This is a genomic window from Leclercia sp. LSNIH1 (assembly GCF_002902985.1).
Lineage (GTDB): Bacteria > Pseudomonadota > Gammaproteobacteria > Enterobacterales > Enterobacteriaceae > Enterobacter.
Genome location: NZ_CP026167.1, coordinates 4276987 through 4290782, shown reverse-complemented (window position 1 = coordinate 4290782; position 13796 = coordinate 4276987). Strand labels below are relative to the sequence as shown.

At 37.6% G+C, this 13796-nt stretch carries 16 protein-coding genes and 1 pseudogene; 12 read left to right on the top strand and 5 right to left on the bottom strand.

Going from position 1 to position 13796, the window contains the following annotated elements; translation table 11 throughout:
- Nucleotides 1-699 precede the first annotated feature (699 nt).
- The 3 genes from C2U54_RS21150 to C2U54_RS21140 all read left to right on the top strand — a co-directional run bounded on the left by C2U54_RS21150 (nt 700) and on the right by C2U54_RS21140 (nt 3410).
- Nucleotides 700-1512, top strand: coding sequence for a hypothetical protein (locus C2U54_RS21150; protein ID WP_103180567.1), 813 nt, complete (start codon nt 700-702; stop codon nt 1510-1512).
- A 102-nt stretch (nt 1513-1614) separates the two neighbouring features.
- Nucleotides 1615-1926, top strand: a complete 312-nt coding sequence (locus C2U54_RS21145) for a hypothetical protein (protein WP_168192032.1) — start codon at nt 1615-1617, stop codon at nt 1924-1926.
- Nucleotides 1927-2207: 281 nt separating this feature from the next.
- Complete coding sequence (locus C2U54_RS21140) at nt 2208-3410, top strand: HEPN domain-containing protein (RefSeq protein WP_103180566.1); 1203 nt, start codon at nt 2208-2210, stop codon at nt 3408-3410.
- A gap of 262 nt (nt 3411-3672) precedes the next feature.
- Here the strand turns inward: C2U54_RS21140 and C2U54_RS21135 are convergent, their stop codons facing one another.
- Nucleotides 3673-4050, bottom strand: coding sequence for a hypothetical protein (locus tag C2U54_RS21135; RefSeq protein ID WP_047361940.1), 378 nt, complete (start codon nt 4048-4050; stop codon nt 3673-3675).
- Between the two features lie 57 nt (nt 4051-4107).
- Here C2U54_RS21135 and C2U54_RS27505 point away from each other — a divergent pair, with 57 nt between their 5' ends.
- The 3 genes and pseudogenes from C2U54_RS27505 (at nt 4108) to C2U54_RS21125 (ending at nt 5448) form a co-directional block, all read left to right on the top strand.
- Nucleotides 4108-4251, top strand: a complete 144-nt coding sequence (locus C2U54_RS27505; RefSeq protein WP_158251031.1) for a hypothetical protein — start codon at nt 4108-4110, stop codon at nt 4249-4251.
- Nucleotides 4252-4669: 418 nt separating this feature from the next.
- Complete coding sequence (locus C2U54_RS21130) at nt 4670-5221, top strand: membrane lipoprotein lipid attachment site-containing protein (protein WP_103180565.1); 552 nt, start codon at nt 4670-4672, stop codon at nt 5219-5221.
- A gap of 43 nt (nt 5222-5264) precedes the next feature.
- A pseudogene (locus C2U54_RS21125) lies at nt 5265-5448 on the top strand (hypothetical protein).
- A 206-nt stretch (nt 5449-5654) separates the two neighbouring features.
- On the opposite strand, the gene C2U54_RS27335 reads toward C2U54_RS21125, so the two are convergent.
- The gene (locus C2U54_RS27335) at nt 5655-5918 is read right to left on the bottom strand and encodes a hypothetical protein (RefSeq protein WP_139156357.1); all 264 of its coding nucleotides are present in this window, start codon (nt 5916-5918) and stop codon (nt 5655-5657) included.
- 60 nt (nt 5919-5978) lie between these two features.
- Nucleotides 5979-6233, bottom strand: coding sequence for a hypothetical protein (locus C2U54_RS27330; RefSeq protein WP_139156356.1), 255 nt, complete (start codon nt 6231-6233; stop codon nt 5979-5981).
- Between the two features lie 433 nt (nt 6234-6666).
- Here C2U54_RS27330 and C2U54_RS21120 point away from each other — a divergent pair, with 433 nt between their 5' ends.
- Nucleotides 6667-7317, top strand: a complete 651-nt coding sequence (locus C2U54_RS21120) for a hypothetical protein (protein WP_103180564.1) — start codon at nt 6667-6669, stop codon at nt 7315-7317.
- A gap of 81 nt (nt 7318-7398) precedes the next feature.
- On the opposite strand, the gene mobQ is transcribed toward C2U54_RS21120, so the two are convergent.
- A complete protein-coding gene (mobQ, locus tag C2U54_RS21115) occupies nt 7399-8799 on the bottom strand; it encodes a MobQ family relaxase (RefSeq protein WP_103180563.1) in 1401 nt (466 codons plus the stop codon).
- 674 nt (nt 8800-9473) lie between these two features.
- Here mobQ and C2U54_RS21110 point away from each other — a divergent pair.
- The 3 genes from C2U54_RS21110 to C2U54_RS21100 all read left to right on the top strand — a co-directional run bounded on the left by C2U54_RS21110 (nt 9474) and on the right by C2U54_RS21100 (nt 10614).
- A complete protein-coding gene (locus C2U54_RS21110) occupies nt 9474-9812 on the top strand; it encodes a DUF3892 domain-containing protein (RefSeq protein WP_225087654.1) in 339 nt (112 codons plus the stop codon).
- A gap of 200 nt (nt 9813-10012) precedes the next feature.
- Entirely contained in the window at nt 10013-10261 is a 249-nt protein-coding gene (locus C2U54_RS21105) for a hypothetical protein (RefSeq protein WP_103180562.1), read from the top strand.
- Nucleotides 10261-10614 (top strand): conjugal transfer protein TraD, encoded by a 354-nt coding sequence (locus C2U54_RS21100; protein ID WP_103180560.1) that lies wholly within the window; start codon nt 10261-10263, stop codon nt 10612-10614. The genes C2U54_RS21105 and C2U54_RS21100 overlap by 1 nt, the downstream gene beginning before the upstream one ends.
- Nucleotides 10615-10742: 128 nt before the next feature.
- Here the strand turns inward: C2U54_RS21100 and C2U54_RS21095 are convergent, their stop codons facing one another.
- A complete protein-coding gene (locus tag C2U54_RS21095; RefSeq protein ID WP_038918508.1) occupies nt 10743-11141 on the bottom strand; it encodes an H-NS family histone-like protein in 399 nt (132 codons plus the stop codon).
- A 182-nt stretch (nt 11142-11323) separates the two neighbouring features.
- Between C2U54_RS21095 and pilV the strand changes: the two genes are divergently transcribed.
- Nucleotides 11324-12796, top strand: coding sequence for a shufflon system plasmid conjugative transfer pilus tip adhesin PilV (pilV, locus tag C2U54_RS21090; RefSeq protein ID WP_103180559.1), 1473 nt, complete (start codon nt 11324-11326; stop codon nt 12794-12796).
- 373 nt (nt 12797-13169) lie between these two features.
- On the top strand, nt 13170-13739 hold the full coding sequence (locus C2U54_RS21085; protein WP_071605188.1) for a type 4 pilus major pilin: 570 nt from the start codon (nt 13170-13172) through the stop codon (nt 13737-13739).
- Nucleotides 13740-13796 lie beyond the last annotated feature (57 nt).

Below are 13796 nucleotides of genomic sequence, written 5' to 3'. Positions count from 1 at the left end.
GCATATTTTTCATTCAGTGAAGAGTAAATACCCCGTTTTACAGAGTTAACACTTTACACGGCTATGGGATCTTTTTTAAAGCAGGATGAGGAAACGATCTAAATACGATCCTTTTTTATTTTCCTAGCCAGTATGGAAACTACCTAATGAAAGTAAAAATAGATTAATGTCAGCGTCAGGGCGTAGCCGTGCTTTAGCACATGAGCGTCAGCTCATAGATGGTGATGATTTTCAAAAAAAGGATTTTTAATGTAATAAAAAGGAAAGCTCTGCAATAAAAAATGCAACCCGAAAATGGTTAATCATTTTAAGGTTGAAACCCCATGTGGCGATCATAAAAATCGCCCGGTTTCTGTTTATCCTCTTAAGTATTATCTCTTACTTCTTGCAAAATTAAATTGAGACAAAATCGGCTTGTAGCCCTTGCTGTATAAGGGATTGAACAAATAAACGGGACTGACTGTACGGTCAGTGTTCCTGACTCTGTGGTCAGTATTCCTGACTGTACAGTGAGCTTTCCTGACTCTGTAGTCAGTTTCTATGTCATTTTATTGGTTAAAAATGACAGTGCTTTAAATTATAGTCACTGGAATACTTGCGATTTCTAAAATATTTTTGCAAAAAAATATGCAAAAAACTTGATATCTATTTTGTGCATGGTATTTAATTATAAATAAAAAAATAAGAGGTAATGTCGTGATGAATGAAATAGAAGTTGATTTAGATTTAGGCTTAAATCCTTTTTGCTTTGAGACAGAGATAAAGATTGAAACAAGAAAGAAGAACCTGACTGTTTCAAGAGGAACAGAACTTATTGAAAGGAAGGATACCAGCAAATCTTATTTTGCCAATATAGTACATACACAAGAGGTCGATAAAGAAGAATTCATTAAGCTCTACACTTCCCAGATAAAAGCATATTTTGATTTAACGAAAACAGCGTACAAGGTGTTTTTCATATTTCTCCGTATCTATCAGGATGCGATAGGTAAAGATCACTTTTACCTGAGCTGTAAAAAAGCAATGTCGCTTGCAGAAAAGATAGATCACTTCGTCTTGTCTGAATCTATCTTTTACAGAGGTATAAAAGAACTTATTGAGAAACGTATTATTGCTAAAACGAATGAAAAAAACTGGTATTTTATAAATCCTGCTATTGTGTTCAATGGTGATCGTGCTCGCTTTGTTTCAGAGATTAGAAAAAAGAAAGAAACAATGGAAGAACAAAGCGAAAATGATTTTGGTAGGCGCGATACAAATAGCAATGCTGAAGTGAAAAGCAGGTCGATTCAGTCAGTGATAGAAGATGTTAATGACCAAGAGGATATTGATTTGTTAATCGCAAGATTACAGGCTAAAAGATCCCAAGCGAAAATGATGGATAAAAGCGCGGATGGAGCTATTGCTACCAAGGGAGAAACGCTTCTACCGCCAGAAGAACCGTTAGATTGGGATAATATTCAGGGCGAAGATTTGTTCACGAAGGTGATATTCAGAGATCGAGTAAATTAAGGTGTGCACGAGTATCTCATGTGGGGATGTAATATTGCTTGAGTTAAGTTTGATCATTCTAAAACAAATGTAGTATCGAAACTATAAAAAGGGAAAATAAAAATGAATAATTTTAAAATAATTACGCTCTTTCATGAAAATGGAAAAATACCATTTATGACCTGTATAGTTAAAGACATTGAAGAGCACGAGCAAGGTGTAAAACTTACCCTTGAAAACGGTAATAACATATATGTTGAAGATTACGATTATTTTTTCCTGTCTGAATCAGCGGATGATTGTGATAAGGAACGAATGGTTAATGTTTATAGAAGGTTAGTCTCTGAACTCAGCCAAGTCAGCGAAGAGACAATAAGATCGCTGATGCCAGAAACCAAAATCTACAACAGCCTGTCTCCCAACACGCCCCGTTAGTGTTCTGGATGATGATGGGTACTGCAGGATATAAGCCAATGCTTCATATACGTCGAAGCTGATAAACGCGCTTGGCCTGCAGGACCTACGTGAAGCCTTAGCTGAAGTATGCTGTAATCTTCAGGAACGGTGAGTTTAAACATGAAATTGAGGGCGATCTTTATGGGCCATCATCTCAGACTGTCGATAGAATTAATATTGCGGTTGCGTTGTGTGAGAATGAATCATAAAATGAGAGTTAGATATAACATTTTTTACAATTAATTATTATGAAGGTTGCGATGAATAAAATAGTTAATGAAATTAATGGTGATTTCTTTATCAATGATGAGAAAGGGAAAAATATATCAGGTAAGTTAATAATATATGAGGATGGCTCATTTGAACTTAATACTGACAAACCATTTAGTAATAATGATAAAGTAATAGAAGAAAATATATACTGTAAGTTTAGTGATTCTTATATTTCAATCCCCAGCCCTATGTATAAAATAAAAACAACGGGTGGGATAAGTTTTGGGTGTGAGCCAGTACAAAAATGTATTTTGTTTGGTTCTATTCTTATAGTTGGCACTAGTTATTTAGATGATGTGGGAAGTTTAAAGATAAAAGAGTTCTCTTGTAATATTGACTGTGATAATTGGTTTTTTGAAAATTGTTATCATGAAATTCAAAACTATGATAATTTGATGCAAAAAAAAGTATCATTAAAATATAATGATGTTAATATTATTATTACATCAACACATTCTTTTCAATCAGGGAAAAGAACCTCTCAAATAGCTATCGCATCCAATAAATTATTGGACTACGATTACGTGCAAGATGTATTACACAAAGTCATTACTTTTATATCATTTGGTGCAAAAAATATAGTAAGGCAGTATGGATATAAAATAATTGATGATGAAGATGAAGTTTTTACAATTAATTACAAACCTTCATTTTCAAGCGAAACGATTCAAGGTAATAACTTTTGCTTGTTCCATTACAACACTAATGATGTCCAGAATGTTTTTTGTAAATGGAATTTAATCATGAGTGAAGCAGAGCATTTGCTGAGATTATATTTTCTCCCTAGCATGAATAAATTGGACTTGGTTTTAAAGTTTATAACATACTCTCAAGTAATTGAATGTTTGCATAGGAAATTAACTAAAGATAACGATAAAACCTATATACAAAGAATAGAGGATGTTATTCTAGATGAAGCATATGTGGATTTTCTCGACAATGAATCTCGTGAAGGGTTAGATGTTTTATTAAGGGATACGAGAAATTATTATACGCATTACAATGACAGCAAGTATACAAATATTCCAGATGGTATAGATCTATTCTACTTAACGTTAAAGTTGGAGCTGTTGATTGAGCTTTTCATACTTAAAAATCTTGGTTTCTCTTATGACGACTTTGAAAAAATTAAATTTAATGTGATAGACCATAAATTGCGAAGGAGAGAGAATATGGAGAAGTATCGCTAGTTATATTCCTATTAGTCATGTTAATGATATAATCCAGAGCAAGAAATAACTCTTGGTTAAATAGGGTATCTATCATATAAAATGAGAAAGCACTGATCTAACTATAGCTTTCTCATTTAGCAGGATGTAGGCATCACAAATAGGTGGATAATAGAAGAAGGTGTGCGTCTACAGTGTCAATGAAGCTCAACGCTGGTGAGGTTCATTGACACTATTGGTATTTAAGAGTAGATGATAGGATTTGGCCGGAGTTTTATATCATTCAATCCAGCAACCCACGAGAAACCTTACTCGCCGTCTGACTGAAATTATATCGCTCAACAACATTCCCCTTGAACCAGATCTCAAGGGAGTTCATGTGAGCTGTGTTGCTGTTTTTAAGCAGGGCCAGACCGGGGATGTAGTTCGAGATCTGACTCTCGCCTGACATGCTGGAGTAGGACCACATTTCCTGACCGTCATTGGTAGCTCGCGTTTGTGGTTCCCCGAATGCATTAATAACATCTTGCTGAGTAGTTTTCCCTTTAACGATTTTGGCTTTTACGGTTTGTTGGGATTCGTCTTTCAGAGATTTGTTGCCGTAGGTTGTGCAAGCTGTAAGAGGCAGGCTCACCAGAGCAGCGATAAACAGTTTTTTCATGTTAACTCCATATAAACAGTAAACGAAAAAATAGGCGTAAAGACGCCGGGACCAGATGTGAGATACCTCTGGCTACTTAAATTTGTGTTAATGGCTGAAGAAGAAAGCCGCTTATCAAAAGCCTGTGAGTTTTTATCTAATCAGCTAACGGCATACTTCATGGTTGTTTTACCTGATGATGCATTAATCAAAGCTATTTAAAGGCCATAAATCGACATTAACCGCTTATCTCATGGTCCAACGCTCTATCCACTTGAATCAGCTCGTAAACTGTCTGGTGGTCCTCTGGTTTACTCTACTCATTAACGATTCCTCTAGCAAGAAGATGATCGATATTACAGATCTATAATAAACTATTGATAGATAATAACGATTGAAAATGATTTATCGATCGGTGTTATAATTGGTGTGTACGATCGAATATAAAAATATGATAGCCAGCATCTATCGTTAATTTTATTTTGATCGTTGCAAACGATATGACGGCCCACAAAAATAATTGAATCCTATCAGGTGGTTTTGTTGCTTTATGCCAGTAAGAACAAGCCTTAACGACTACAGATGCGCTGCAGACTAACTCTACATAACAGCATTTTTGATTATCAGGATGGATAGGAAGATGAAGAAGATTTTACTCGTTACTTGCACAGCTCTTGCTTTGACGGGATGCGGTGAAAAAGGCGATTTTGAGAAAGCGATCAACGCGAAAATATCACAATCGAAGCTGTGCTACTCCCTGCAGGACAATAACATTGTATTCAACAAAGGTTTTCCGGTTAAGGTTAATCGCGGCTACCGTTCTGCCGGATACAGTGCCAGTGACGAAATCCTGAAAGGACTTGTTGAACAGGGGCTGCTCACTGTTTCACAGCAGGCAAATGGCTTTAGCAGTGTCGATGTTCTGGAAGTCACGGACAAGGGCCAAGAGGTTGAGTTTTGGGACCGTGAGAAAGGTGCCTGTGTTGGTCATCGGGAAGTTTCTGAGATAAAGGAATGGACCGAACCGGGAAACGGTAATCAGAAAGTTGTTCGCGTGTCTTATGCGTGGAAGTTGACGGATGTTCCTTCGTGGGTAGACAAAAAAGCGTTCTCCAGCGTCAAGGGTATGAATGAACCTGAAGACGGCAAAATTAATCTTGTTAAAACCAGCAATGGCTGGAAAGCGCTCTAAGGGGTCTATCATGGAAAACAATACAATTCAGTGTCCGTTTTGATTGAAAGAGAGCCAGCTGGTATGCTGCTATTGCTATCTTATTGTCCTTCGGCTTGTCTGTACTGATTGGTATGTCTACAGGCATGGCAGGGGCTGCTATCAGCCTACCGATAATTGCAGCTGTTGGGTTTGTCGCTGGCAAGGCGATCTTCTCTGACAATGTTGTGTTTAGGCGAGGAATGTAATATTAAATTATAAGTATTTAAACCACATCTCATAAAACAGGATGTGGTTTTTTATTTTGCAAGTATAAAAAATAAAATTAGGACTAATATTTGACATAACAGTATGGATGGTTTAAATAATTATATATTTTATGATAGAGGTTAATTAATGAAAATCCATAATTGTGCAATGAAAGGGGATGTCATATCCCCCGAACAAAATGAATCTACCCTTGTAAGAAGGGATTCTTATTCAAATGAGAATAAATCGTTTCCGAAGATACTGTTTGATAACTCCCATCAATGGAAAGTTTTTCAATCAGTACTAAAGAAGCTAAAGGAATATCCTGTAAACAATAATACCATGTAGGAGATTTTCCTAGAAAAGTAGGATCTTTTACCATCCTTGCTATTTCCTCTAAGTGTACTTGTTCTTCAGCTTCACCGTGAGGATAATATGCTGAGGCTGCCAAGCATTTTATCATAAACATATCATTTAGATGAAAATCTACTGCAGCAATAATGTCTAAATTTTGTGGGTTAATTTTTAGTCAGAACTCTCTGTGATTTAGACAGTATGTTTTATTATTAATAGTAAAACATCTGTGGCCGAATACTAAAGCTTGCTTGTCAGTAATCTCACGTCCATCAGGTAGACCATGCCCTTCAGGGGATAAATCGGTTGTAAGGCTAACTGATTTAAGCTTTATTGCTTCATTAACATAAGTATCAGTCGCCAGAATACGCCCAGAATCCAGAATACCTTTTAAACCAATTGCTGTCGTAAAATGATGAAATTCGTGCATTTTGTGAACAACCTCATTTAAATTAGCTATTCAAGCATATGAGCATGGATGACATACACCAGTCAACCAATTTTGACTTACTATAAATGGTGGTGGAATGAATGGTAGTGGAGTATGGCTATATTCTGTTTATTTATTTTTATTAGGTTTTTTATCTTATCATTACTTAAATATGGAAAGGCAAGTATTGAATAAGTGTCTATACAATTCTCAATTGCATTGATGCCAAGATCTGTATCGTTAAGTCCGGTTCGTGGTTCGTGATGTTTTGCGATTGTTCAGAGCATACTCACCGGCCTTGTATTCCCTTTAGAGAGTTACTATTTGGTATAGCTATATAGCAATCTGTGAATTGACTTGTTTTCTTTTGAGGCATAAAATCACGAAATATTATTCGTATTTTATTAACTAAAATTTTTATGGTGAATAGGTAATGAATAACAAACTAAGTCAGTTATACATCAAGAATATTAATGCTCTCAATGAATATAGTAAAAAGCATTCAGATAAAAATCTACATGGACCACTTCTTTTAAATATCAGTAATTATTCATCTCAGAAATTAAAGCTAATGGTTGTGGGGCAGGAGACGTTTGGCTGGAATAAATCTCTCTCAATAATAGAGCAGCGAACCACTTATCAAGAGTTCAATTTTGGATCATCATACTACAGTAGTCCTTTTTGGAATGTAATTAGGAAAGTAGAAAGATCACTGAATATTGAGCCATATGCTATTGCATGGTCTAATCTAAATAGATTTGATGTGGATTGCGGCTCACCAGATCGTACAGAACTTGCACAAGACATTGCTTCGCTAGACTATTTGGTTAAAGAGGAAATTAGCATTCTCAAACCCGATGTATGTATATTTTTTACAAATCACAAGTATGATAAAAGACTGAGAGACTTATACCAAGATCTGGTTTTTTATAATGTTCATGGATTGCCAAAGAAACACTTTTCAAAATTAAATCACCCAGAGCTTCCGAAGTATACGCTTAGAGCGCCGCACCCTAGAACAATTAGAGCGCAGCGATGGGAAGATGATTTTATTACGGCTGTTTCACAATTTAAAAATGATTGATTAGCAATTTATTATTTTAATAACACATGCCAAAAAAAACAAACGGAGATATTGGAAATAATCATTATCTCCTTTGTCCTGTTATCTATGATTTGGCGGTTTTAAACGCGGTATATATTTTTTTTGACTTTCTGACTGTATGGGAGTCATCAGATCTAGACTGATATTACGTTCAGTCTGATCGTGCTTAGGACGATTTGGAAAACGCCTGATCTCATCTTTGGTTGGACTATAAGTGTCACTGTTAAATCTGGCACATCTTTCATGTTCAGCGCGTGGCACATAGATGCCCTGAACCTCATCGAAGACATAGTTTTCAGCTATACGCTTATCGTGTTCAGCATCGACTGAAACAGGGGCTGGCTTCTTCTTGGCCCAGACGAATTTCTCTTTTAAATAATCTACTAGCAACAGCGTGAAACGCTTAAACACACCGCTCTGACGAGGTTCAACATGCTTCCTCTTAGCTTTAAAAGGAGCGCGTTTAAGTGCTCTTGCCGTTGAAGTGGATGGAGTTTTCAGTGTAGTGCGTGTATGAGGCGCAGGAGCAACCAGAACAGGTTTTTGCGTGTCTGAAGATGAAGCTTTCCCGGTATTATCCGGGATAACAATTTCTTCAGGTTCAGAAAGTGCATGAACCGTAAAGCTGGCAACATCAACAACGATGTCTAATGGTAAATCCTTAAAGGCAAAGTAGGCTTCAACAGCTTCTTTTTTCTGCTCATCACGTATGGCTTGCTCTGCAGCACGTTGTTCCTGAGCGGCTACAGTGCCCCAACGATCACGAGGGATATGAAGTATTGGGTCGCGGTTTGTTTCAATAGCTTTAGCCAGCCAGATTGCTTTCTCTTCATTGGTAGCAGCAGCGGTAGCCTGTTCTAGGGCTTCCTCATACTGAACCCTGATAGAACGGTGATCAATGCGTTCATCGTGACCATACAGCTCAAGGAAGCCATTACAGATGTCCTGCCAGCCTTTACGCCAGCTATCAAGGGTTTCAGGCTTGTCCCACTCACGGACCTTTTTACCAAAGCCGGTAGAAAGAACCTCACGGGTGGTTCCCATTATATGGATATGTGGGTTATGACCATTAATATCGTGAATAACAACATCGGCAATGATGCCTTGCTTGGTAAAGTGCTCAAGAACAAAAGCTGCAGTGAGTTCAATGTTCTGCTCTGGTGTTAGCTCAGCGGGGAGGGCAATCTTAAACTCTTTGGCAAGGCGGGCATCTTTTCTCTTCTCTGAGGCTTCAACAGCATTCCAGAGTGTTTCACTGTCAACAATCAGGGCAGGAGGGGTATGTTCAGGTGCAAAAATCTGCGCAAAGGCAAGGTCCTTTTTATGTGCTGTTTTGCGACCACAAACTTCACCCGTTCTGTTATCGAAGAAAACTTTACGGTGACGATATGCAGCAGAGTTAACCGAAGACTGGCCTTCGCCTCTGCTGATGTTCTCCATTTTAAAACTGTATATCGCCATCCAAGTATTCCTCAATGCCAAATGCTGCTTTTCGTTTTACGTAAGGAAAACGCCGGGGTTGACGTTGACCTTGATTTTGTTTCCGAAGGAAACGGTTTTAGCCTGCGGCAGGCAACCGTCGGTAGACCCCACGGCATTAGAGCGAAGCGATAATGCGTAAGTGGGCATTGCTTTATTTTTTATCGCCATAAATGGCTCAAAAAATTACGGCAATGTATAAGGCTTGCCTTTATTAATTAATACTAAATATATGAATGGCTGTAAAACAAACCGCCGAATTAAGCGGCGCAATATGGATGGGCGGGCGAAGTATTCCGCGATATAACACGGATTGGACTTTGATAGCGTCCGAAGGACAGGAAGAGTGTTAATTTATCCCGCCGTAAGGCGGGAAAACTAAAGCATAAATAAAACAGTTAAATCTAGAGATGACTTCTCCTTTATATAATTAACAGGTGAAGTTTAAAAACTAGGGTGGAAAACCGAAAGGTGAAATGAAAATCACATATAAACAAAAATAAGTAACGCGGAGAGTATCAGATATTTTAAGTTAGTAGTTGCTATCACTTGTGTTGCATAAATTACAAAGTGCGTTATTTAGTTTTTGTGGACTGGAAATCGTGAGGATATGACCTAAACTCAGTGTGCATCATTTATTAAAGCAATTTAATGCAATGAAAATGATGATCAGTTTATTAATTACATATAGCAATTATAATGAGGCTAAAATGTCCGAACATCAAGTATTATGCATCAATAAAAGCAATCGCCAGAGTGCTCATGAAAGGATAACTCATATAGGTGGTAAGAATGCTGATGGCACCAGATGGAAGCTCACACAGCAAGAGGCTATAAGCGGAATAGAATCTGGGAAATGGAGGTTTTATGTTAATGCAGGAGGGCATTCAGTGTGGGTCATTGTTGCTGTTAGTGCTTCAGGTAACAAATACTTAAAAACACAAAATGATGGTGAACAGCCTAATAACCTTTTGAGTCTTCCTGAGTGCGCATAAGTGTTAAAGAAAGGGCCAGTTGGCCCTTTCTTACTATTTACAGCGCTTACCATGAACACTTCTGAATGTAGTTAGTTATAGAGATAATTTTAAAGCCCATTAAAAGACCTGAAGATATGATTAAAATAACCCCTATATACTATTGATTAATTTCTTAATTATGTTAATTGGTGTTAAGGAAATAAAGACAAGGAGGTTTTATGTATAAAAATAACGATGAAGCCATCGATCTTGAAGCAAAACGATTACTTGATAATGGAATCTATACTGATCTGGAAAAAGCGTATAGTGAAGCAGAAAAGATAATCACAGAAATAAGAGTTGAGTTCAAAAAGGAACAGGAAAAGAAACAGTTCCGTTCCCGGATTAAATCAATCAAACGAGCACTTTCAGATGATGAGTTTAGAACTAATATTCCTTATAACCATATAAATCAATGGAGTAAATAATGAGTGATGATGAAATAAAAAATACCTATCTAACTGGCAATGTTTTTCAGAGTGATAGAAGCAGGCTGGAAATTAAGAAAACACTTGAGCAGAAAATTGCTGGAGCACAAAACAAATTAAATTACCTTAAAGCCAAAGAAAAAAGAGACAGTAAAAAAGAAAACACACGACAAAAAATAATTCTTGGTGCAGAGGTTGCTAAGGTTTTAAACTGTGATATAAGTGAGGTAGATAAGCAATTACTCTTTGGTTTATTGTTAGAAGTTCCATCGTTACATACTCATGATATCGAACGGTATAAAGTTAATGGACAAATCTACATTGAAAGAGTTCTCAAGAAATTCAGACCATAAAATAATTTCACGTCCGAACAGCTCTTCGGCTTAAAACTTGTTTTAGGCTGGGGAGCTGTTGAGCAAGCCCCAGAGGGCGCGGTAGCCAATTTTCACCACCATCCTTGGCAGCAAATTAAAACTCTTAATCAAATGGCAAAATCTTCCAGAACCTTACCGCTTTCTAGTGCAGCTGCAATCACTTTTGGTGTTCGCCCCTGACCTGTCCACGTTTTCTCATCGCCATTTTCGTCGATGTATTTGTACTTTGCAGGACGAGGAGCACGGACAGCAGCAGGACGTGATGATTTAACATTACCCAGCAGCTCAGACGGGTCAATGCCATCTTCAAGCAGTTGCGCACGCAGGGCTTCGATTTTGCCCTGACGTTCAGCATTTTGTTGCTTTGCGATTGTTTCCTCTTGGCGTCTGTCTTCGACAATAGAAGTTAATTTCTCCAGCATCTCTTCAAGTGTAGCCAGATCTGTTTCTCGTGCCTGAGCGCGAAGGGTACGGATGTTATTAAGTGTTTTAATAGCGTCTGTCATTGTCTTTTATCCTGAATGTATAAAATCATTGTAATGATACCACAAACCGGATAGTGAGAGATAAAATCGGATCATTTTAATTTTTATTATTAATCTTTGCATTGATTATATATTCATCGGTCTTGACCTCCTGTTTATTTTTGATAATTAATTAATACGTGAAATAAAAAAGGACGATGAAAATGAAAAAACAAAATAAGAAAGGGTTCTCCCTGTTAGAACTCGTATTGGTGCTGGGTGTGGGTAGCATGATGGCATTTATGCGTTTTCAGGATATGAAAAATGAACAGGAAACGATTATAGCTAATGCTGTTGGTCAGCAAATTAAACAGGTCGGGGAGGCGGTTAATGGTTATATTAATATCCGATATGATAAACTTTCCACTCTGACTTTAAGCAGCAGTCAGTCAAGCGATCCGGGTCCCCGTGTCTGTAATGCTTCAGGCTGCGAAATTACATACCAGACACTGGTTAATGAAGGGTTATTACCTGCGTCATACACCGGTATTAATGCGCTAAAATCTTCATATAAAATTATATTAAAACGTTCAGGAATATCACCTAACTATGTAGTTAATGGTCTTATTACAACGACTTTGCCTTGGATGGAAGGGGATAAGTATCGTTACGATTTATTGGGTCGAGCGATGCAAGCGGCAGGTATTGATAGTGGTATGACGCAATCAGCAACGTTAGCATCAGGTTTACAGGGTGCATGGAAAGAGGCATCTACAGATTACAGTAATATCACAAGTGCTGGATTGATGGCCTATCGCGTAGGATATGATTCCACCATGTATTCTGTTTATCTTCGTCGTGATGGCACATTGCCGATGACGGGGGATCTTAATATGGGAGGTAAAAGCATCAAGAATGTCCAAGATATAACTGCTGCAGGAACTGCGACTGCTAATGTTCTGAATTCCACTGGAGATACAGTTGTCGGTGCACATATCCGTGTTGGCGGTAGTGCTCAGGTCAATGGTTCAATAAATGCTAATAACACTGTTTCAGCCGAAAATATCCAATCTAGAGGCGAGACATACACGCAGAACTGGTTCAGAACATTAGGTGATGGAGGTATATACTTTCAGAAATGGGGTGGTGGTTGGAATATGACTGATGCAAATACTATTACCGCATATAATGGTAAAAATGTTAAAACCACCGGAGGGGTACTTAGTGGATATGTGAAGGTAAGTGGAAATATAGAGGCTACCGGAAATATTCATTCAGATAAAACTATCGACGCAAACTATTTTTTACCTAACTCGACTGAGGTTGTAGGAACAGCCTGTCCTACCCAAGGATTAATCAGTAAGGAATCCACAGGGGCTATTATTTCCTGTCAGGATGGGATTTGGCGAAGAATAAATTATGCAGCAGATGCTCCAAAACCGCTAAAAATAATTTTATCTTGTCATGCAGGAAACAACTCCAGCAATAGTTGTAGGAAAGACGTTTATACTGATTTGACTTTCTGGCGAGATGGTATTACACGCTCTGAAATAAAATTAGTTAGCGAAAGGATAACCCGTTGGTGGGGAGATGGATGTGGGAGCTGCTACCCCGGAAGTTTCACATATTCAAATGGAGTGATCCAGATGTCGGTAAATCAGGCATTCGTTGAACGAGAGTTCACTTTATCATGGTAATATATAAGTTTATGGGTAGTGGTATTAATATTCAACTCGATATTTCACAAGGAAACGGAGTTTATAAGAGGATTAAAAAATAATGGCATAATCAAACAATTAAATTTGACATGTTTGAAAGTAAATTGTAACGTTTAATTACTATCAAAGAAGAATAACTCCATATTCAATCTTGTAAATCTTTGATGGTTTTTAATAAAGTCAACGAAGCTCGCTTCCAAAAAAAGACCAGAATGATCTGGTCTTTTTTTGTTTTTATCAGGTAGTCCGCTTATCGGATAAGAGTATATAAAGAATATAAAAGTCTTGTTTAATATTTTATCTGGTTTATCTCTTTTATATCTATCCAAATAACTAAGGAGATATAAAGGAAATGAAAAAAGCAGTATTAATTAAATACAAAAAAAGCAAGAAAGGATTCTCGCTCTTAGAACTTCTGTTGGTTCTTGGGATTATATCTGCATTAGTGGTTGCAGCATTTATTGTTTACCCTAAAGTACAGGCTTCACAGCGTGCGCAGGCAGAAAGTAATAATATAGCCACTATTCAGGCTGGTGTTAAATCGTTATATACTTCAGCATCAAGTTTTACTGGGCTTTCAAATACGGTAGCAGTTCAGGCTAAGATTTTTCCGGATAATATGTTGAGTGGCTCTGAGTCAGCAGTGAAACCAATTAATGCATTTAAAGGTGATGTTATATTGGGAGCTGCAGCAACTGGTCCATCAAAAGCACCCGGTTCTTCTTTTAACATTACTTATTCTAATGTTCCTGCAGCGGAATGTACCAAAATAGTAACTGCAGCAGCAGGAAATTTCTATGAGGTTGGCGTAGGAGTCGCGGCGAATGTGAAAGCAGCAGGTGATGTGCTGGATGTGGCTAAAACTGCTACGCAGTGTTCAGCCGGTGGTAATAGTAATACTCTTATATTCACAGCTATTTAAAAAAACACAAATATCCTTTCGCATTTATATCAGTTCCCCCTCACTAATGAATGAACA

Coding starts and splice junctions, on each gene's coding strand:
- pilV (WP_103180559.1), top strand. CDS start 11,324: ATGAAAAAACAAAATAAGAAAGGGTTCTCCCTGTTAGAACTCGTATTG.
- C2U54_RS21150 (WP_103180567.1), top strand. CDS start 700: ATGAATGAAATAGAAGTTGATTTAGATTTAGGCTTAAATCCTTTTTGC.
- C2U54_RS21140 (WP_103180566.1), top strand. CDS start 2,208: ATGAATAAAATAGTTAATGAAATTAATGGTGATTTCTTTATCAATGAT.
- C2U54_RS21135 (WP_047361940.1), bottom strand. CDS start 4,050: ATGAAAAAACTGTTTATCGCTGCTCTGGTGAGCCTGCCTCTTACAGCT.
- mobQ (WP_103180563.1), bottom strand. CDS start 8,799: ATGGCGATATACAGTTTTAAAATGGAGAACATCAGCAGAGGCGAAGGC.
- C2U54_RS27335 (WP_139156357.1), bottom strand. CDS start 5,918: ATGTTTATGATAAAATGCTTGGCAGCCTCAGCATATTATCCTCACGGT.
- C2U54_RS21085 (WP_071605188.1), top strand. CDS start 13,170: ATGAAAAAAGCAGTATTAATTAAATACAAAAAAAGCAAGAAAGGATTC.
- C2U54_RS27330 (WP_139156356.1), bottom strand. CDS start 6,233: ATGCACGAATTTCATCATTTTACGACAGCAATTGGTTTAAAAGGTATT.
- C2U54_RS21095 (WP_038918508.1), bottom strand. CDS start 11,141: ATGACAGACGCTATTAAAACACTTAATAACATCCGTACCCTTCGCGCT.
- C2U54_RS21145 (WP_168192032.1), top strand. CDS start 1,615: ATGAATAATTTTAAAATAATTACGCTCTTTCATGAAAATGGAAAAATA.
- C2U54_RS21105 (WP_103180562.1), top strand. CDS start 10,013: ATGTATAAAAATAACGATGAAGCCATCGATCTTGAAGCAAAACGATTA.
- C2U54_RS21130 (WP_103180565.1), top strand. CDS start 4,670: ATGAAGAAGATTTTACTCGTTACTTGCACAGCTCTTGCTTTGACGGGA.
- C2U54_RS21120 (WP_103180564.1), top strand. CDS start 6,667: ATGAATAACAAACTAAGTCAGTTATACATCAAGAATATTAATGCTCTC.
- C2U54_RS21110 (WP_225087654.1), top strand. CDS start 9,474: ATGAAAATGATGATCAGTTTATTAATTACATATAGCAATTATAATGAG.
- C2U54_RS21100 (WP_103180560.1), top strand. CDS start 10,261: ATGAGTGATGATGAAATAAAAAATACCTATCTAACTGGCAATGTTTTT.